Annotated in this window: 17 protein-coding genes; 5 read left to right on the forward strand and 12 right to left on the reverse strand. The window is 41.1% G+C overall.

Translation table 11 applies throughout. From position 1 onward, the window contains the following. Position 1 precedes the first annotated feature (1 nt). The 7 genes from ACOQON_RS08095 to ACOQON_RS08125 form a co-directional block, all read right to left on the reverse strand. Complete coding sequence (locus tag ACOQON_RS08095; RefSeq protein WP_420578420.1) at positions 2-652, reverse strand: SanA/YdcF family protein; 651 nt, start codon at positions 650-652, stop codon at positions 2-4. After that, entirely contained in the window at positions 649-1308 is a 660-nt protein-coding gene (locus tag ACOQON_RS08100) for a TrmH family RNA methyltransferase (RefSeq protein WP_420578421.1), read from the reverse strand. The genes ACOQON_RS08095 and ACOQON_RS08100 overlap by 4 nt, the downstream gene beginning before the upstream one ends. Continuing rightward, the gene (locus ACOQON_RS08105) at positions 1309-3906 is read right to left on the reverse strand and encodes a DNA gyrase/topoisomerase IV subunit A (RefSeq protein ID WP_420578422.1); all 2598 of its coding nucleotides are present in this window, start codon (positions 3904-3906) and stop codon (positions 1309-1311) included. Positions 3907-4021: 115 nt separating this feature from the next. Continuing rightward, on the reverse strand, positions 4022-4648 hold the full coding sequence (locus ACOQON_RS08110; RefSeq protein ID WP_420578423.1) for a SatD family protein: 627 nt from the start codon (positions 4646-4648) through the stop codon (positions 4022-4024). A 63-nt stretch (positions 4649-4711) separates the two neighbouring features. Beyond that, the gene (locus ACOQON_RS08115) at positions 4712-5212 is read right to left on the reverse strand and encodes a hypothetical protein (RefSeq protein WP_420578424.1); all 501 of its coding nucleotides are present in this window, start codon (positions 5210-5212) and stop codon (positions 4712-4714) included. After that, a complete protein-coding gene (locus ACOQON_RS08120; RefSeq protein ID WP_420578425.1) occupies positions 5212-7089 on the reverse strand; it encodes a DNA topoisomerase IV subunit B in 1878 nt (625 codons plus the stop codon). Before ACOQON_RS08120 ends, ACOQON_RS08115 begins: the two co-directional genes overlap by 1 nt. Before the next feature lie 136 nt (positions 7090-7225). Then, positions 7226-7648: a hypothetical protein gene (locus ACOQON_RS08125; protein ID WP_420578426.1), complete on the reverse strand. Its 423-nt coding sequence runs from the start codon at positions 7646-7648 to the stop codon at positions 7226-7228. Between the two features lie 56 nt (positions 7649-7704). Between ACOQON_RS08125 and ACOQON_RS08130 the strand changes: the two genes are divergently transcribed. Next, the gene (locus ACOQON_RS08130) at positions 7705-8913 is read left to right on the forward strand and encodes a sterol desaturase family protein (RefSeq protein ID WP_420578685.1); all 1209 of its coding nucleotides are present in this window, start codon (positions 7705-7707) and stop codon (positions 8911-8913) included. Here the strand turns inward: ACOQON_RS08130 and ACOQON_RS08135 are convergent. Next, on the reverse strand, positions 8907-9425 hold the full coding sequence (locus ACOQON_RS08135; RefSeq protein WP_420578427.1) for an SRPBCC family protein: 519 nt from the start codon (positions 9423-9425) through the stop codon (positions 8907-8909). The genes ACOQON_RS08130 and ACOQON_RS08135 overlap by 7 nt on opposite strands. 7 nt (positions 9426-9432) lie before the next feature. Next, the gene (locus ACOQON_RS08140) at positions 9433-9747 is read right to left on the reverse strand and encodes an ArsR/SmtB family transcription factor (protein ID WP_420578428.1); all 315 of its coding nucleotides are present in this window, start codon (positions 9745-9747) and stop codon (positions 9433-9435) included. 408 nt (positions 9748-10155) lie between these two features. On the opposite strand from ACOQON_RS08140, the gene mnmE reads away from it, so the two are divergent. The 3 genes from mnmE to ACOQON_RS08155 all read left to right on the forward strand — a co-directional run bounded on the left by mnmE (position 10156) and on the right by ACOQON_RS08155 (position 14883). Next, positions 10156-11520: a tRNA uridine-5-carboxymethylaminomethyl(34) synthesis GTPase MnmE gene (gene mnmE / locus ACOQON_RS08145; RefSeq protein ID WP_420578429.1), complete on the forward strand. Its 1365-nt coding sequence runs from the start codon at positions 10156-10158 to the stop codon at positions 11518-11520. 286 nt (positions 11521-11806) lie between these two features. After that, positions 11807-14230, forward strand: coding sequence for a T9SS type A sorting domain-containing protein (locus ACOQON_RS08150; protein WP_420578430.1), 2424 nt, complete (start codon positions 11807-11809; stop codon positions 14228-14230). A gap of 344 nt (positions 14231-14574) precedes the next feature. Then, entirely contained in the window at positions 14575-14883 is a 309-nt protein-coding gene (locus ACOQON_RS08155) for a hypothetical protein (RefSeq protein WP_420578431.1), read from the forward strand. 8 nt (positions 14884-14891) lie between these two features. Here ACOQON_RS08155 and ACOQON_RS08160 read toward each other — a convergent pair whose 3' ends face one another. From ACOQON_RS08160 to ACOQON_RS08170, 3 genes are all read right to left on the reverse strand, one after another. Next, positions 14892-15449, reverse strand: a complete 558-nt coding sequence (locus ACOQON_RS08160) for a hypothetical protein (RefSeq protein WP_420578432.1) — start codon at positions 15447-15449, stop codon at positions 14892-14894. 71 nt (positions 15450-15520) lie between these two features. Beyond that, a complete protein-coding gene (locus tag ACOQON_RS08165; protein ID WP_420578433.1) occupies positions 15521-17056 on the reverse strand; it encodes a M20/M25/M40 family metallo-hydrolase in 1536 nt (511 codons plus the stop codon). Between the two features lie 158 nt (positions 17057-17214). Then, a complete protein-coding gene (locus tag ACOQON_RS08170) occupies positions 17215-20211 on the reverse strand; it encodes a hypothetical protein (RefSeq protein ID WP_420578434.1) in 2997 nt (998 codons plus the stop codon). A 141-nt stretch (positions 20212-20352) separates the two neighbouring features. On the opposite strand from ACOQON_RS08170, the gene ACOQON_RS08175 reads away from it, so the two are divergent. Continuing rightward, positions 20353-21195: a hypothetical protein gene (locus ACOQON_RS08175; RefSeq protein ID WP_420578435.1), complete on the forward strand. Its 843-nt coding sequence runs from the start codon at positions 20353-20355 to the stop codon at positions 21193-21195. Positions 21196-21209: the final 14 nt, after the last annotated feature.

Genomic DNA, 21209 nt, shown 5'->3' on the forward strand with positions numbered 1-21209 from the left:
ATCAATCAGAAATAGGAAGTTCTACTTTTTCCCCAAGAAATTTCGGTTCACGCTGAAACACATAAATATCCATGACAGCTATGGTTCGTGCCAATACTTCTCTCAATGCAAGCATATTGCCAATAGGCCCACCATCGTCCGCAGAGACAGCTACTGCATCCATATCAAAGTAATTGGCAATAAATAGCGATCTATAGCAATGAAACTCCTGAGTAACAATGGTGACCTCATCCTGTCCGAATACTTCCTTACACCTGATGACCGAGTCCAATGTCCTAAGTCCGGCAAAATCCAATGACACATCTTCTTCAGGAATATTCAAATCACCTAATGCCTGCAGCATGTCTCTGGGCTCATTGTAATACCTCGAACGATTGTCGCCGCTAACAAGGATATGTTTGATCTTCTGATACGAATGAAGCGCTGCAGCTGTCTCCATCCGCTCAGCAAAAAAACGATTTGGCTTTCCTTCAGACGTCCGCTTACTTGTTCCCAGCACCAATGCCACATCATTAACAGGTGCATCAATTGAGTTATAAATCTGATCTTTGGTGGACTGTACTACCCAAATATTCGTACCTAAAATGAAAAGAAAGAGTGTTATCGCAATCCATATTCCCAGGCGGAGAAATTTTCGAGGTGTTATCTTCATACTTTCACTCCTTTTGTTTTGAGTATCAGGTCTGCTTCTCTAACGATTTTTCGGTACCAACCTGATCGAAGAACCAGCTTTTCCTGATCGCTAAGTGGTGGCCAGCTTGTTAATTTAGATTTCAAAACGGTAAGACATATTGCAGCACTTACAGATAGATTAAAGCTTTCAGTAAATCCCTGCATCGGTATGTGAACAAACCCGTCAGCCTTTTCCCCTGCTTCATTGCTTATTCCATCGGCTTCCGTTCCAAAAACAATTGCTGTTTTTAGTGACGGATCTAAATCATCAATGGATTGCGAGGTTTCATGCAAAGAAGTCGCATATATCCGATACCCTTCGTTTCTCAATGCCCTATAGCATGCTGTTACATTGTCTTTTGAATTTTTGTAATGATGAAGAGTTACCCATTTGGCAGCACCCTGAGTGATTCCGGGGTTAACCGAATAGCTGTTTTTATTCTTGATAAAATGTAAATCCTGAATGCCCATGCATTCAGCAGTTCTCAGCACGGCACTCACATTATGAGGTTTATCAATATCCTCAAAGACCAGTGTGATATGCCTCGTGCGTTGTGCTAGCACCCGATCAATATGCGTTTGCTTGTTTTCAGAAACAAACACTTCAAGTGTTTCGATGACCTGCCGGTGATCCATTTATTCTTTCTTTCCACCAAACAACCCCAACTGGTTCTCCTCTTCCTCTACTTCACTCTTGATGGTATTCTTTATCGCATCTAAATCTACCTCAGCCTGTTTAGGTTTATCATCCTTGATCAAATCGACTGAGATCACTTGCTGTACAGGAAGTTTATTCCCTATCGCTTTCCATCCTTTGATATCGATCAGATTCATCAGGTCGAGTTTCTTTGTCTCGTGCTTGCGCCCGTCTTTGTACTTCACCTCAACATCCGTATCTATTCCTTTCGAAATAAACACCAGCTTAGAGCTTCTCGCTTCAGTGACAAAGGAGAAACGCTTATTCGGCGTATTTGTCTCGATGATAAAACGCTTAACAAAGTAATTTTTGGACTCACCATCATAATGGATCGCATTAAAAGAAGTGTCTTCCTCAAGCTTATAAATGCCCATCAAGCTATTAAAATCGTAATGGTTGGTCAGTTCAAAAGAGGTGGTCTCATAAGATCCGTCTTTATAAAATGCTACGATCTGATCTTCGGACATAAAGTTGCCCAAATGTTCTCCTCGTTCCTCCCGGTTCAAACGACCAACTGTCGGATCATACCAGATATCCACTCCACCAAGTGTCGATTTACCCTCTTCCTTCAATACGATCTTGCGTACAGGGTATTTGGTCAGAATATTACCTCCAGCTCCCCGGCCTTTTATTTCGAGCTCTGAAAAATCAAAGTCGAATACTTTCTTACGTGCTTTGCTAGCCTGAGTCAATGATACGGAAACAATCTCCGCCTCACCATTCGGATTCGCAGTGAAGTAATGTACCTTGGAGCCCTTGGCGTCTTTACTTTTTGTCAGTTCGTATTCACGATCTCGGGTGACTGAAAGTACCTGAAACCTCTTAACGTATGTCTTACCTGACTTTCCATCAACATAGGCCATATTATAGACCATGCGCTCATCATTCTTATTGAAAACGCCTGCATACAAGATGTCTTTTCCAACGAACACTTTATCCTGGATTTTTTTGACAACACATTTTCCGTCTCTGGTAAAGGCAATGATGTCATCAATGTCCGAACACTCACCAATGTATTCGTCCTTCTTCAGACCATACCCCACAAATCCATCCTGTCTGTTCACATATAACTTGGCATTGTTAGCAGCCACAACAGACACATTGATAGTATCGAAATTCGTAATTTCTGTTTTTCGCTCTCTACCGGCACCATATTTCTCAAGCAGCTTCTGATAGTACTCTATAGCAAATTCTGTAAGGTTATCCAGGCTATAATTTACCCGCTCAATTTGCTCCTGGAGTTCTTTCATCTGGGTATCTACCTTGCTTGTATCAAAGCGGGTAATGCTACTCAGAGGTTTGTCTATCAGTCGTTTATAGTCTTCATTGGTAATCTCTCGATAAAACTGATCAAAGAATGGAGTAAATAACGTATTCAATACTTCATAGCACTTCTGGATGTCCCCGGAATTCTCATAATCAGGGTGCTTATACATCCCTTCATTAATGAAGATCTTGAGCAAGTTGCTGAAGAAGATTTTCTCCTTCAATTCTGCTTTCTCAATCTCGAGCTCCTGTCGAAGCAGGTCTACTGTTTGCTCAACCGATTGTTTTAGAATGTCACTGATTCCAAGGAATTGAGGCTTATCATCTACGATCACACAAGCATTTGGTGAAATGGACACCTCACAGTCAGTAAATGCATACAATGCATCAATGGTGATATCGGGTGATGTACCAGGAGCCAGGTTTACCAGTATTTCAATGTCTTTGGCCGTGTTGTCGATCACTTGTTTGACCTTGATCTTACCTTTATCATTCGCTTTTACAATCGATTCGATGAGCGAAGTGGTCGTGGTTCCATATGGAATGTCTTTAATAACCAGTGTGGATTTATCCAGCTCTTCGATGACAGCTCTTACCCGTATTCTTCCACCTCTCTTTCCGTCGTTGTAATCGCTCACATCTATTTTTCCGCCTGTCAGAAAATCAGGGTAGAGTTTCACCTTCCTGCCCTTTAGTGTGGCAATACAGCCTTCCAGTATCTCACAGAAGTTGTGTGGTAGCATCTTGGTGGAAAGACCTACTGCGATACCTTCCACGCCTTGCGCAAGCAGTAATGGGAACTTCACAGGGAAGGTTACAGGCTCTTTCTTACGTCCATCGTAGGAAAGCTGCCACTCAGTCGTTTGCGGATTGAAAAGCACCTCCAGCGCAAACTTGGAAAGCCTTGCTTCAATGTAACGAGGAGCTGCTGCAGAATCTCCTGTACGCACATCCCCCCAGTTTCCCTGGGTGTCAATGAGTAAATCCTTTTGACCCAGATTCACAATAGCATCACCAATGGATGCATCCCCATGCGGGTGGTACTGCATGGCACTACCGATGATGTTTGCCACCTTGTTGTAACGTCCATCATCCATTTCCTTCATGGCATGCAAAATCCTTCTTTGCACAGGCTTTAACCCATCATTGATTGCCGGGACAGCCCTTTCCAGAATTACGTAAGATGCATAATCCAGAAACCAGTTTTCATACATCCCCGATATCGGGATTACATCATGAATTTCCTCTTCGTTTTCGTGTTCTTCTCCCATTTAAAAACAATATTGACTTATTCGGTAATAACCAATTACTATTATACTGACAACTAAATTTCAAACCAGGAAACAGTCATTTAATCTCCTATTTCCCTTTATCTCTATAAGATGCTTATCCATTAACCAAATGATGAATAAGATCCTTACAAAGCAAATACTCCTCTATGGCCAGACTCTTTCTCCTTCTCCAAAGGGTTGATTCATCCTTTTGCTGAATCTTAGCCAAAGCTTTATAATCATGTCCCTGTAAAAATCCGGAGACCGTACTTCGATCTTTCGGATGCCAGCTATCGATGAAATGCTGTGTCACCTTCATCATTTTATTGATGGCTGTTGATGATTTAGTAGAGATATAAAAGCGACCAGTGTCCTTCTTCATTTCATTAAGCCTCTTCCGGGCATTTGTAAGACCCGAACCGAGCATTTCATGCGCTTGATCAGGGTTTATTTCCGTTTCTATCACTCCTTCATACAATACATACCTGAGCTTGAAGTCGAACTCTTCTTCCAGAATATATTCCTCCATAGCAAGTATGATGTCTATTCCTGCCAAAGCGGATGAAACAATCCCCTGAAATTCATCTCCAAGTGTTATCGTTAGCGGTAATTCGATGGACTCACTGTAAATCTTATTGGTATAGCTTACTAGCACTTGAAAGTCGGCCATGAGCTCCTGGCCATCTTTTTCGTGACTTCCAACCACATCTGCCATCAATATGAATCGCTTCTTTGCTGTCATTATACAAGATCTAATTTATTGTATTTTTTTTACAAAAAATCATTTTTTGCACAATTCTTACAATTAATTGCTCGGTAAAGAGCGATCAGAACCTATTTGTTCCTTATACACTCGATGCGCTTTTCGAACATATGAACGTATTCGGTTTAATTCAGCGTCTATCCGCTTGTAATTCAAAGGATACCAAATAGATGGTTTACAGACAATTTCATCACCAAACTGATCATGCTGAAAAAGTTTAAACTTATAAAGGCCGTCTAGACTTACGATTTCCACATCTTTCACCAGATGATATGGAATTTGAATTTCATAATTTTTCTCCTTTACGTACAAGTTTTCAGAATCATAAGACAGTTCTTTCATTGATTTTATACGCCTAAGAAAGGATGGATACCAATAAGCCATAACTAAAAATGGATATCCAAATCCAATCAGGTAACCAAACCATCCTCCTTTTTGAATATGAGTAATAGCATAAAATCCAACAAACAGGAACAATATCACCACAAGTGTTATTTTGTAAATAGCGAAAGCCCGAGTTGTCAAAGACTTTGATCGTTCCATCAGGCCGCCTCAACTTCTTTTTCTACCTCTTTCACCAGATCTTTCTCTACCCGCAGCTTATCTATAATGAACTGCTGACGGTCAGGGGTGTTTTTACCCATGTAGAATGTGAGCAAGTCGTTGATGCTGGTATCCTTCTGCAGGATTACCGGATCCAAACGAATATCATCTCCTATGAAGCCTGCAAACTCATCCGGACTGATCTCTCCCAATCCTTTGAATCGGGTGATTTCCGGCTTACCTCCCAACTTCGCAATGGCCTTCCTGCGTTCATCCTCTGAATAGCAATAGATGGTTTCTTTTTTATTTCTCACCCTGAATAGAGGCGTATCCAAAATGAAGATGTGGTTATTTCTCACCAGTTCAGGGAAGAACTGCAAGAAGTACGTCAGCAGTAGTAATCTAATGTGCATACCATCTACATCTGCATCCGTAGCAATCACGATCTTACGATAGCGAAGGCCCTCCAAGCCATCTTCAATGTTCAATGCATGCTGAAGCAAGTTGAACTCTTCATTTTCGTAAACCACTTTCTTGGTGTGCCCAAAGCAATTGAACGGTTTACCACGAAGAGAAAACACTGCCTGCGTCTGAACATCTCGGGATTTGGTGATGGATCCACTGGCTGAGTCCCCTTCAGTGATAAAGATCATCGTCTCATCCTTTATGGTATCATCACCTTTCTTATCGTTGAAGTGAATTCTGCAATCTCTCAGCTTCTTGTTATGAAGGTTGGCTTTTTTGGCTCGCTCATTCGCTAACTTCTTAATACCTGCAATTTCTTTACGCTCACGCTCCGATTGCTGGATTCGCTTTAGCAGCGCATCTGCTGTCTCTGAGTTCCTGTGAAGGAAGTTGTCCAACTCAGTTTTAATAAAATCATTGACAAAAGTCCGCATGGTTGGACCATCAGGCCCTACGCTTTGAGAGCCAAGCTTCGTTTTTGTCTGACTTTCAAAGACCGGTTCCTGTACTCTTACGGCAATGGCTCCTACAATCGCTGATCGAACATCTGCTGCATCAAAGCTCTTTCCATAAAACTCTCTAATAGTTTTGACCAACGCCTCTCTCAATGCAGCAAGATGAGTCCCTCCCTGTGTCGTATATTGACCATTGACAAATGAGTAGTATTCTTCGCCATATTGATTAGCGTGAGTAAGCGCCACCTCAATATCTTCTCCCTTTAAATGGATGATCGGATACCTGATATTTTCTGCATCCGTCTTTCGATCAAGAAGGTCTTTTAGTCCATTTTCCGAATGATACTTCTTATTATTCAGAACAATGGTAAGTCCGGAGTTCAGGTAGGCATAATTCCACATCAGGTTATCCAGGTACTCCGGAATGAAGTGGTAATTCTTGAAAACCGAATCGTCTGGCTCGAAGATAATCTGAGTACCATTGCGACCTTCTTCTTTTGTAACTTTCGCATCGTTGGTGATCTCTCCTCGCTCAAACTCCGCAATCTTTGTTTCACCATCCCGGTAACTCTGTACCTTGAAATAATTTGATAGCGCATTCACCGCTTTGGTACCCACACCATTCAGGCCTACTGATTTTTGGAAAGCACCCGAATCATACTTGCCTCCGGTGTTGATCTTGCTTACACAATCCACCACCTTGCCAAGCGGAATACCTCGTCCATAATCTCGTACGGTGACCCTGTGATCCGTTACTTTCACTTCGATGGTTCGACCATGTCCCATCATGTGTTCATCAATGCTGTTGTCGATGATCTCCTTTACCAGCACATAAATACCATCGTCCGGTGAGCTACCATCGCCCAACTTCCCAATGTACATACCCGGTCTCAGCCTGATATGCTCCTTCCAGTCTAGTGACTTAATACTATCCTCGGTATAAATCGCTTCAGCCATTCAATAAAGTCGTTAAGAATGATATAATATTCGCTAATCCAAAGTAATCATAAAAATCCAATACTTACACGTAACAACCTAACCCTTTCGAGTAGTTTTACTTGAAATAAGTCAATTTAAAAACCTGATATTGAGCTTATTGCTTGCTCTTTCTTATGAATAAAAAAATCAATCCAATTACCCAAATAAGTAAAAGTGCAGGACCCAAATAAGTAAGATAGGCATAGTCTCCCGGGTTGATGTGTGTGGAGTTATTGAGTACACCAATGAAGCCGACAATCGTTGTGAAATAAAAATTCAGAATAAACACAATAGATCTGGACCAGGCCGAAAGTTCTTCATTCATGTTTTTGGTCCCGTAGCTAGTAGCCACCTTCAATGCGATATTCAAGACCATAAATGCTCCGAAGAAATAGTAGAAAAAGTGTTGCTTATGAAGCTGCTTAACTCCCTCGATCTCCATGTCTACTGATATGGGGAGATAGGCATATACCAGCAGGAAGATGGCTGAAAAAAGGAGAATGGAAAATCGGTTAAGAACTTTGATCGCTTTTGTCATATCGCAAATCTAAACAGCACTTGAAGATATGTTCTATCCAATTAGTAATTTTGAATATGAACTTTGATCCGGTCATTCTTTCCATCCCGCTTTACTTTACCCTCATCGGGTTGGAGTTGCTTTATCAGCTTTTTAAGAAAGTCAAAGTATACCGAACGAACGATGCAATCTCTAACATCAGCTGTGGGATTTCCTCTCAGGTGACCAATGCACTATGGGGTGTTTTATCTATAGGAATGTACCAATTTGTCTACGAGTTTGGCAGGATTGCAACCATGCCCAATGTTTGGTGGAGCTACCTCCTACTCTTCGTGCTTGTTGATTTAATGTACTATTGGTTTCATCGTGCAAGTCATGAAATCAATTTTTTATGGAATACTGCACATGTGGTACACCACCAAAGTGAAGACTACAATCTCTCCGTTGCATTGAGACAGGCTTCCTTCGGGGGCGCATTCGCTATGGTCTTTTACTTGCCCCTGGCTCTCATTGGTTTCAATGCTTATGCGTTTTTGACAGTAAAAGGAATAAATCTGATCTATCAGTTCTGGATTCATACTGAGGCAATCAAAAAGATGCCAAAGTGGTTTGAATATGTATTTAATACCCCATCACATCACAGAGTCCATCATGGCAGAAACCCCAAATACATTGACAAGAATCATGCAGGCACGTTGATGATCTGGGATCGGATGTTTGGTACTTTCCAGCAGGAAGAAGAAAAACCCACCTACGGGGTGACCAAACCTACCAACACCTGGAATCCGGTTTGGGCGAATGTCCTCCCGATTGTTGATATGACCAATCAGGTGAAGGCGACACCCGGCTTTTGGAATAAGCTCAAAGTCCTTTTCTACAAGCCCGGCTGGCAACCTGTTGAATTAGGAGGTTATCAGATGGCTCCTGAAGTAAATAAAAAGACCTATCGCAAGTTTGATGTACACCCACACATCCCTATGATCAGGTATGTATTTGTGCAGTTTGTTCTGGTACTCACATTTACTGCCTACTTCCTTTTCACATCAGGTAATTATGTTCTTTCTACCAAGCTCGCAATGGCAGGCTTCATCATCTGGTCCATCGCTCAGCTGGGTATACTGATGGAAAACCGGCGAAGCTGGATTCCGGTTGAATTTATAAGGCTTGTTTCGTCAGCTGCTTTGATTGTATTCCTTCTTGAAACAACAATAGCTATCGCTATCGCTGGAGGATTCTTGTTAGTATTTGGAATCTGGTTTTATTCTGCCTCAAAGAAAACTCAATAAAATCGGTCTCCATACTCTTCTTCCAACCTCATATGCACGCCCCAAAAGCCAGGAGGATCTTTTTCATTCATCCTGTCAACCAGAATGTCCAAGTGTGTATGCCAACCGGCCATAACCCCAATTCTAGTTTCTTTTTCATCCGAAAGTCGCTCATGAGTCAGGGTAAACTTCACATGCTGACCTTCAGGACTCAACTGGAAAGTGACCTTTCCTTCCCACTCAATGACAAGTTTTGATGGCGGAGTGCACTCCAGTACCATTGCTTTGGATGTAGATCCATTCGCATGTTCCTTGTACTTCTCAGGAGGTGAATCAGGATTTGGTGATAACCTGTCATGGTCAAAAACAAATGTGACGTCTCCCTGAGGTTGCAAATCCATTGGACCTCCGGCAAACCACAAACTTCGTTTATCCGGATTGGTCAGATATTCCCACACGCGCTCGATTGGACCTGGTAGCATACGCTCAAACATTAACGTATCGTCTGTAATCAGCTTTCCATACTTATCCATTGTTGTATTATTTAGTGTTATCTTCTTTCAATAGTTCTTCCAGTTTATCCAGGCTCGTATTCCAGAATCTGCGGTATTGATGTACCCACAAGGCGATTTCTCCCAATTTGTCAAGATTGGCATGACAGAATCGTTCCCGGCCTTGTTTTACAGTAGTCACCAGTCCACATTCCTTCAGAATCCGCACATGCTTTGATACAGCTGGCCTGCTCATCTTAAAGTTATCGGCCAGTTCATTCACATTTCGTGGATGTTCGGATAGAATATCTAATATCCCTCTCCGCGTAGGGTCTGCTACCGCTTGAAATACATCTCGTCGCATAATATGAAACCTTTTGGTTACAAGTATACTAAAAAGAAACCAAATGGTTACGTTTTAATAGAATATTTATAGAGTCACCACTAGCCCAATAAAGAGAAAGTGATCCCAATTCCCTTGCGAACGAGGTACGAGTGAGACTTAGGAATCTCGTAGAGTGGACGGTAAAGTCACCCCTGTCTCCCCCTCAAAGGGGAACTGGATTCTGTTTCAAAGCAGACACCCCCCCAGATTCTTCGATAATTTCAGGATGACACCCGCTATAAAGAATCGATCAAAGAATATGCTCTTTAAAACAACCTTGTAGTCCCCTCAAGGGGACATTTACCCAGTAAAAGTTTTTATATCCTATTGTAGAGTAACGCACTGATAAAGACCACTTCATCTCTCTTTCTCCTATACTTTTGCAGGATGTCTCACATCAATGACACAATTACTGCACTAGCAACCCCTCCCGGCCAGGGAGCCATTGGAATTATCCGTGTTTCAGGATCTCATACTATTCCAATTGTGAATGAGCTATTTCGTGGTAAAGACCTGACGAAAGTCGACACGCATACCATCCACCTGGGCACCATCCGGGATGATCAGAATACTATTATTGATGAGGTATTGGTTTCCATTTTCAAAGGGCCTCACTCCTACACCAAAGAAGATGTGATTGAGATTTCGAGCCATGGGTCACAATACATTCTTCAGAAGATTTTAAACCTGCTGGTGAGTAAAGGTGCCCGACTGGCTAAGCCTGGAGAGTTTACACAAAAAGCCTTTCTGAACGGCCGCTTTGATCTGGCGCAAGCCGAAGCGGTGGCAGACCTGATAGCCTCAGAAAATGCCAGCATGCAACAGACAGCCATGAAGCAGATGCGAGGTGGTTTCTCGGACGAAATCAAAAACTTACGAGAGCAACTGGTACATTTTGCCTCCATGATTGAGCTGGAACTGGACTTTGCAGAGGAAGATGTGGAGTTTGCTGACCGGCAGGGATTGATTGATTTGATCAACAAAATCCAAACATTGATTCAATCACTGATTGCCAGCTTTGAATATGGTAACGCCATCAAAAACGGCATCCCTACAGTGATAGCAGGTAAGCCCAACGCCGGCAAGTCTACCCTACTTAATGCACTTTTAAACGAGGAGAAAGCCATCGTTTCTGATGTGGCAGGCACGACCAGAGACTTTATTGAGGATCAGATTTACATTGATGGGATTGCGTTTCGTTTCATTGATACCGCAGGTATACGGGAAACGGAAGATCAGGTGGAAAGCATTGGCGTAAAGCGGACACTGGAAAAAATGAAACAAGCCAGCATGGTGATCTACATGATCGATTTGGCTAACGATTCTGTAAAGGACATTAATGAACAGATTAAGGGGCTGAAGGAATCTGATGTACCGTATCTGGTGGTGGGCAACAAAGTAGATGAAGCGAAAACAGAACTGAAAGCAGCTATTGCCGATGAGTCCCCAGTGTTGATCTCAGCGAAAAGCAAAACCCATCTGGATGAATTGAAGAACCGCCTAAAAGCATTCGTACAAGAGACCAAAAGCTCCAGTGATGTAATTGTAACCAATGCCCGACACTTGCAAAGCCTCCAGCAAACGGATGATGCTCTCAATCGAGTCATCGAAGGTATCAATATGCAGATGAGCAATGACCTGGTTGCTCAGGATATCCGTCAGGCCCTGTTTCACTTAGGAGAAATTACCGGAGAAGTGACCACTGATGATCTTTTAGAAAACATTTTCTCGAAGTTTTGTATCGGGAAGTAGTTTACATTCACATCTGAAGTTACAGCCAAACCTCCGTCTTTAATCCCTCGAAAAAATCAGTCGAACCCACTGATATAGCTATCAATTCCGCTGGCGGAGGTTTTACCTTAAATTGTAAAATTTATATTTTTTTTATAACTTTAAGAAGTTATTCGCGAGGTATAACATTGACTAGAAAGCATGTCAACCACTCTGGCTGTTCCTTACCAAGCAGCTTCACTTTTCTTATCAGAGCGAATAGGATATCGGTCATTCCTTGTCTTTCAAGTCTCTAACCAGCTACAAAATGAATAAACTATTCTCCTTTCTTTTTCTCCTCTTCTTATCCTGGCATTTTGGGCATTCGCAAAGTTTTACGGTAGCAGACGGTAGCTGGAATTCTCCCGGCACCTGGGATGGAAATCTGGTGCCAGATCCCGGAGATGATATCACCATTTCCAATACAGTAACTATTTCCGGCATTACACACAATGGCAATGTTACAATAGCTGATGCAGGAGTTCTGGAATTCACAGCAGGAACCAATGCCTTTAATGGTACCATAACTACTCATGCTTCTACAGGAGGCTCTCTCCTAATTTCAGGAGGCATACAAAATACTTTTTCAAATAGCATCACAATAAATGATGGAGGTAGCTTCAGAATAAGCGGAGGCGATCAGAATATCATGTCAGGGGTCTCTCTTCATGGTGTTTCAGATCTTATTATCGAGGGAGGAGCAGATAATCAATTCCAGAGCAGTTTAGATTTTTTTGATGATAGTGACTCTGAATGGACCGGAGGTAGTAATACATTCAATCAGATTAATCTTTATAGCAACTGGAACAATCTGGACATTCTCTGTACTGACAATAGTATTTGGTATCTACACCTTGATAACGGTATTACCAACTTTGGCACTAGCGAGCTTACAGGCTATGCTGATATTGAAGCCTTATATAATCAGGGTATCATCAATATTGCCCCTTCTTCTGATATCAACGGATTTACTGCTGGTCTGTCTGACTACCCCATTACAAATCTTGGTACAATTAATATTGGAGCGGGCAGTGGAATTGAATCTGTAGGGTCTGATCTGTTTCAAAATGCAGGAATCATCAATGTTTTATATGACAGTGATAATGATATTAGTGGATATTTGTCTTCTAGAAGCCCACTATTTAACAATGGAAGTATTAATGTAGATGGTATTTTATATAAAAGGGCACCTTTAGGTACTTACTCAGTAGATTACTCAGGAACTCCACCAGTTTACTCTTCCACTTCCACACTTATTTATGAACATTCGGACCTGAACTCAACATATACCGGTTTTGAGTGGTCCGGAACGGGTACAACCGCAGGAAGTGGAGTTCCTCAGGATGTGATTATACGAAATACAGGTGCCGGAGCTAATTTATTTGTGCTGGAGATTACATTAGATGCCGGTCTTGCCGGCAATCTAACCGTTCAGGAAAATGTTTTCCTGAATCTGGGTAGAGACTTAAATATTGGAGGGAACTTTGTTAACCATGGGGAGATGGGCGGATTTGCCACAGTGACAATGACCGGAAATGCAGTGATCACAGGTACTGCCCCTATATCTGTATATGGATTAAATATCGAAGCTAATATTCAACTTGAGAGTTCTATTACTGTTAATGGACCTTTGAATTTAACAACTTCAAGTGGTTCAGGAAGACTGGATCTTAATGGCAATAATATCACATTAGGACCCACTTTTGGAAGCCTGAACGAAGACCTAGGCAATGATTATATTGTCTACTCTTCCGAAAACGGAGGGGCTGTCATTGCAGAGAATCTACAAGTAGATGCCTCACTGGAAGAAATAGCAGGTCTGGGAATCAGTCTTGCACATAGTGACGGAGCAATGCAAGTAAATATCAGAAGAGTACATGAACAAATCGGTGGCATATCTATTAATAAATACTATGAAATTACCGGAAGCCCCACAGGAGATATCAGTATGGAAATCTCCTACAATGAGAACTATGATCTCACAGATCCTTCTTTAATCTCTGATGAAGCTAATGGTACATTTTCTCTTTATAAAAATGATGGTCTTGGATGGACGGATGAAGGAGGAAGTCATGACAATACCTTAAATACCGTATCCCAGACCTCACTATCCGGATTCTCAATATGGACCATTGCCGGCATCTCACAACCCCTTCCTGTCACTTTGTTAGATTTTACCGCTACTCAAATCAGTGACACTAAGGCAAAACTCAAATGGAGTACTGCCTCTGAATCAAACAATAAACATTTTGAGGTACAACGAAGTAAAAACGGTATTGATTTTAGCACGGTAGCGATAGTAGACGGTGCAATCAACAGCAATAGCGTTCTGAAATACTCGTTAGAAGTAGCTATTCGAGAGGATTCATATTTTAGACTCAAGCAGGTAGACCTTGATGGAGCTTTTACCCATTACGACATGGTATTTCTAAATTATGTCAGAAAAGGGCTGCTTTGGGTATTCCCCAACCCCAGCACCAATGAAATCAACATCGCGGGTATCCCAAGTACAGAATTGGTAGGACTTACTGTAATGGATAATGCAGGTAAAATAATTTTTCAAAGGTACAGCGTCTTCAAGCAAAATATCGCTGCTCTACAGCGTGCGTTTACAAATTTTACTTCAGGAAACTACGTTATCCAAATTCAGAGAAAGGATCAAACCATTGTGAAAAAGTTGGTCAAGAAGTAATTTGACCTCCTGCCTCAGTGATTTATCAAGTCAATCCGGAATTGTAGAAGTTATCTCAGGCAAAATTGATTAACATCCTGTATCGAGTAGTGAAAGGCCATTATGAATAAATCATCATCGTGAAACTCATTGCGGAACAGTGGGAAATAATTAGTACCTCATAAACTTCACCGGATTGATTCGATACCTTGACGGTAAAACATCCGATGAAGAGGAAACTGAAAGCGAAGAGTAAAGTATTTTCAACCTTAAAAAAAAATCCATGGCATGTCTCATGGATTTTTTTATGATCTAGATGTAGTGTTTGTCAATTAGCCATAGCTTTACAGAGCTAAATGCTTATTATGAAATCATCTCACTCATTCATTCTACTACTTGTTGCACTTTTGGTTATTGCCTGTGGCAAAAGCTATGAAACTACGCAGGCTAAAATCACTGACACACAAACAGAGAAAATTGATGACGACAAATACTTTGTAGCTGCGTTTGAATATAGCGTTGATAATAAAGTATACATGGACTCCTTCAAATTAGGTGTAATGGCCACCATTCAGGACACCCTCATGACTCCCATGCAAGGAGTGAAATTTGACATCCAATATAATGTGGATGACCCTACGGATATTATTGTCGATTATCAAGTGAAGCAATAGTTCGCTGGTTATGCCAGCACCGGACTACTGTCTGACTTCCACTCCTGATAAAAATTCAGAATGTAGAACATCAGGATCAGGGCATCACCTATCCTGCTAGACCAAAACTGGATTTCTAGTACTATATTCAAAGTCGCTCCTTCTACCAGATTAAGGCCAAACATGTGTGTGGATAGAACAATTGATCCAACCACAATACCCAGAACACCTGCATATTTCAATGTAGGCCTTTCAGAGGCTTTGGAGAAAACAAGACTGAATGAAAAAGTAATCGCCGCTATCAAGTGAACTGCAAGAATCAGGTTTATATACTCTCCTGATCCCACACCTTTGAAAAAGGTGAACACAGAAGTATAAAGCACCATGAAAGTGATCGCGGAAATCAAGCCGGTCACAAATGCAGCTTGATATTTTTTTAAATGAAAATATTTTAGGAGAATGATCTCACAAAATACGATGATAACCCAATCAACGACCACCATGTTTGGAAATACTACGAATTCAGTAAACTCAATACCATAAACGAAGCTATTTATTATCCATAAACAGACGAAGATTATTGACAATATGAAACATATGATCCCTGCTAAGTATAAGTTCCTGTTCATGATCTAAAGCTACGAAATATGAACATCACTTACTCTGAACTCACTTCCTCCATTTTTTCCCTCGGAAGCATCTCGTCACGCTGTGCGGTGTTGTAAACAAACCCGGCAACTATCGTAGCTATCTGCTTTAAATCATCCATTACCAGACGCTCGTAGGTATCCATGTTGGTATGGTGGGTTCTGGACCAGTACTCAATTGGGTCCTGAATGAACTGAAAACCTGGTATACCAATCGCGTCAAACCCCAGGTGGTCTGTTCCTCCGGTATTTCGCACCGTAATGGTGGTATTTTCCATGATGTCATCAAATGACTTGAACCAATCCTTAAAGATTGGACCTACTTCCTCATTTCCCTGAAGATAAATACCCCGTATCCTTCCGGTTCCATTGTCAATGTTGTAGTAAGCAGATACTTTGCTTTGTTCCGGTTTCAAAGTCATCGTTTCATCGTCCCCAAAGTGGTTTTTGACATAGTTGCGAGAACCATAGATCCCCTGCTCTTCTCCTCCCCACAATGCAATGCGTACTGTTCGCTTAGGTTGTAGTCCTGTAGCTTGTAAAATTCTTACTGCCTCCATCATCACAATGCAGCCGGCTCCATTATCCGTTGCTCCGGTACCACCGTGCCAGGAATCCAGGTGTCCGCCCAGCATCACTACTTCAGATTTCAATTCCGGATCTGAGCCCGGAATCTCTGCTATCACATTATACCCTTGCAAATCGCTGCTATCAAAGGTGGTTTTTACTTCCGCTTCAATTTCTACATCCACTCCATTGGCCACCAGTCGCGCCATTAGGTTCACATGCTCAGGCGCCATCTCCAGTTCACAAGCTCCCTTAGGCGTATCTTTGAGATAACCTCGTGGACTACTGGTAAAAAGTGTACCGTGGCTGCCTCTCACTCCTTTGATGATTAATGCTACTCCCTCTTCTGTAAGGAACGTATTCAAGGTCTGACTGAATTCCCTGCGTTTGCGGAAAGCTGCTATTTCATCAGCAGTCCACTGTCTCCTCTCTGTTCGTGGCTCAGTCATCTCGTTCAGATCTTCTTCCGTATATCGCAGCGCGTCTGCCTTAAAAGTTGGAGATTGATCTCCTCGGGGCTTAAAAGCTACAATAGCGCCTTTCAGCTTACCCCTGTATTTCTCAAAATCTTCTTCGTTGTTGATTTCAACAAACTGTACCTTTCCTGAAACCGGACCATCCGTGCTTTGGGTCCACGCTTCCGGTATGGCAATGAATGGCATATAGTAGGGCTTAGTCATGGCGACATAGCTCTTGTTTACTTCCCATCCCCGACCGAACTCACCCCAGGCTTCTTTTTCGGCATTCTCAAGCCCCCACTCAGTTAGCTGGTTGATCGCATAGGTTGCTGCACGTTCGTATCCTGCGGAATTGGATAAACGGGGACCCGCTTTATCTATCAACTCAAAGGCAATCTGTTCTACTTGTGAGTTTTCAAGGCCTTCCTTTTTGATTTTTTCGATCGCATCGGTATCAATGCTTTCCTGACTGACAGCAACAAACGCTATCAATAGTGTGGGAATAAGTAATAATCTTTTCATGAGGTTAGGTTTAGAATATATAGGATAATAAAGATAGCTATTGCAGAAAGGATGGCTAGCAAGTTTTTGACAAGTGGTATTAATCAGTCAAAAATGGAATCAATTCGAATTGAATAAACAAGATTAAATATGCTATTTTCTCCCAGCATAGATTTAGTTTAATCATCAAATTGGATACTCTTCAAGATATCGTTTTTCCTTTTCAGCATTTCCGCATCCACCTTTTCCTTATCTTTCTCTTTATCTGAAAAGATATACTTGTACTTTGCCTTGGTAATCTTATAGTCATACTCCTCAGCTTTGCCGGTTATGTCGATTCCGGTTTTAAATGGTAATGGAGATTTAAGGACTGATATATGATAATCGTAAGTTAAATCCAGGTTTTGGATACCACCCACAGCTACTTGATACCGATCCATTGTCACAAGGGACGGAAAAATTTCCAACGTACCATTTTCAATAGCCATTTCAACCGCTAATGTGTCAAGCACATTTTTTTCTCTGTTTTTAAATTTCAGTGTCTTTGCCAGGTATTGAAATGTCTCTCCGTCCAACAATACCAGGTTCTGACCCTCCAGTCTGGCTACAGCTTTTAGGCTGGACTCATCGACACTCATATGCTCTCCTATCTTAGCTGAACCTATTAGCCCAATATTCACTATTCCCTCAAAATCTTTAGCCATTGGTAAGAGTGTATCCATGAATGGCATTACCTCCATCATATTAGCTACATTAATATCGGTTAGCTTCACATCAAAACTTGCCCGAGCCTTCTTTTCACTTCGAGCTACGTATTTTGCGTTGGTCCATAAATCAGCGGCCTTTGTTTTCATTCTTAAGTTTTTAAGCTTGACTGTCTGATCTTTAATGACGACACTGCCACGCACAGCTTTTAATGCAAGGTTTCCATATTTAACTTTTCGGAGATTTAAGTTCAAATTGAAATCAAGGTTATCAGGTACAACAAAAGTTTTCATCATAAGTGTATCTGATGCATCTTCCAGGGTATCTGTTACGGCCAAATTATCTTCACTTTCAATCCGGTTGGCCCTGTCCATTATTCTGGTTAGTTGATTCACATTTACAAAATCAGATGATACATCCAGTTTTGCTTTTAAGGATTCCCGATGAAATATGGTTCTTTGTAACTGATAGATTTTCCCGGAAAGATTTAAATCAGACCTTCCAACCTTAATTGATGCCTCCTTTAAAGAAAGTGTATTTGGAGACACTTCAACATTGGCATTTTCAACGAATACTTTTTTAGGGAATGAAACACTAAAAAGTTCCAAATTTTTCAATGTCAGATCACCTTTTATTGGCCAACGATCTTCTCTTTTCACAAACCTGAAATTATAATTGATATCCCTTAATTCCGCATAGTTCAATTCCTTATCAAAACGAATTCTATCACCAGTAATTGAAGATTTAATTGAAGGAGACCTTGGATCTTGATTAGAGGATTTTAGGTTCACTAACCCTTGTATATTGTTAGCCTCAAAAGACATTGAATCACCTAAAATTACTGTTCCACTCGACAACAAAAAATTAGCTTTAACAGGTGATATCTTAGTAGAATCATCCAATGGAATTGTCTTTATATTTAGTCTGACTTTCTTAGTCCAGGCGTTGACTACTTTATCAATATTCAGATTCAAGTCTGAAAAAATCATTTTACAACTCAGTAAGCGAGCATTCTCTTGTCCGAATTTATTTGCATTTTGCTCTTGTCCGAACGTAAGTTTAGCATCTGATGAAATGAATTTTATGCTATCATTCAAATAGTTAAGGTCGACATTCGACAATGTGAAATTTCCATTAACTCCAATTTTCCCATAATCATAGTTAACTATATCTTCCAAAAAAAGGTCGGTGTTTAAATTAAACTCTGCTCTGCCTTTGGCTTTGAGGTCTTCAAAAGGAATGGTTGTAAGTAAGTCTTCAAAATTCAACCTGCCATTCCCTTTTAGAACCACGTGTGGATTCGTTAATATTTGAGTAAAATACCCACTCAGATCAATAGAAAACCCATCACTAACCACTTTCAATCTATCAAGTTTAATTGATGATGTTGTTTTATTAATATAATCTACCCGAGAGCTGATTTTGGTTTCAAAAAGCTCTATTTTTTTTGGCAAATCTTTGTAAGAGGCCTCACCACCAGTAATTGCAAGGTTAAGCAACACCAGTGGAAAGCTGTCATCTCCATATTTTCCATTTATGTCTGCAGTTAAATCTACTTCGCCTTTACCTTTAAAACCCTCAAGGTTCATGTACCTCAAGGGAATCAAATCCAGCGCTTCAATAATATTTGACGTAAACAATCTATTTTTCAAGCTAACAACTACAGCTCCGGTAGAATCAACTTCAACCACCCCTTTTGACTCAACTTGCAGCTCATGATCAATCACTTGCAGGTGAACAGTATCAATCATTATTCTATTCTGATCAAGGTTGATCTTATTCCTTGCTGTCAATGCTAGGGAAATGGGGTTCACGAGCGGTTGGTCTTCCAGTGTAAGGGACACATGTTTAAGGTCCAAACCCAAATTACAATCAAGGTCATCACCCCCATAGCGTATGTCACCCACTATGTCGAAGCTTTCAACATTGGCTTTGAAATAAGTCGTTTGGTCTTTGAATGCTGCTGATGCATTTACGATTTGAATATTCTCGACCATGATTTCCCTAAACTGTGAGACTTCTTCTGTCGAGTCTTGGGATTCACTATCCTGTGATTGGTTAAAAATCGCCCAATTCAGGTCACCATTTTCATTAATACCAATGTCCAACTTCGGATCAATAAGCTGCAATTCATCAATTCTAATTTCCTCACCCGAGATAATAGATAAAGGATACAATAAAGCACTAACGGATTTAAATGACAGCAAAGAGTCCCCTTGATGCGAAATTAAATACCCGTCATTCATCTCTAATTTCAGCTCAGGAAAACTGGAGAAGAGAGTCAACTCAACGCTACTTAAATCCAATTGACCATCAATATATTCATTAGCCACTTCGAGTACTTTCGGAGTAAGCTTGGCAGGAGTGAAAATAAAGTTGATAAGAACGCCTATTGCCATTGATAAAATCAATAGGATAAACACCAATGTAATGAGAATCCTTTTGACTATTTTTTTTATGCTGACTGCCATTTGATGCAGGTTATACTTCCTAAATGTCTTATGAAGTTAACAACATGATTCAACAACCATGCTTTAAGTGTCATAAAAAAGATCGATTACTTCATCAAAAATGAAAGTAAGGATAATTTTGCGTTGAACAATATACATTTAATGCGACTCGGACAGCTTGCCAGAAAATATGACATCCCGGTACAGGAAATCATTAACTACCTAAAGGAAGAAACGGGGGAAAAATTCCATGCGAATGCAAAGCTCTACGATGCAATAGAGACGCAGCTCTTCAAGCATTTCGACCTGTACCCGGATGATCCGGTATTGGAAGAAGAACAAACGGAAACTATTAATGAGCCTGCTCAGCCGCTACCACCTGAACCAAGAGAAGAAACACCAGCGGATGATATTGCCTCTGTTGAAGGTGAGCTGGCAGAACCGGAAGAAATAGCACCTTCCGAAGTGCGTGACAAAGAACCTGAAGACAAGTCACCTAAGCTGAGAGAGGATGAAGTTATACAAACAGACCGTTTGATCGAGATGCTGGAATCTGAGGAATCGCCAACTGATCTGGAGAAGTTTAAGCTCATTAAAGCACCCAAAAAGGAGCTGCCAGGACTGAAGGTATTAGGTAAAGTGGATCTGCCGGAACCGAAGAAAAAATCTGAATCTGAAGAAAAAGATAAGAAAAGCCATCAGCCACTTAAGAAGCAACTACCACAGCTAAGCGAAGAAGAAAAAGAAAAACGGAGACTAAAGGCCAAGCGTAAAAAAGAGGCCTATGAGGCACGGCAGGAAAAAAGACGAAAAGAGCAGGAAGCTCAGCGCCTTAAAGAGCTAAAAGCCAAACACTATAAGCAAAAGCTGAAGAAGCAGGAAACACAAAAAAACAAACCGAAAGCTAAAGTCGAGCCGCAGCATGAGGAATCACAGCACATACAGAAAAAACTGAAAGAGCCTAAGACCCTACTAGGCAAATGGTGGCGATGGATGAACACTTAAAGATTAGTTATTTA

Source organism: Ekhidna sp., from assembly GCF_965221965.1.
In the GTDB taxonomy this organism is placed as follows: Bacteria; Bacteroidota; Bacteroidia; order Cytophagales; family Cyclobacteriaceae; genus Ekhidna.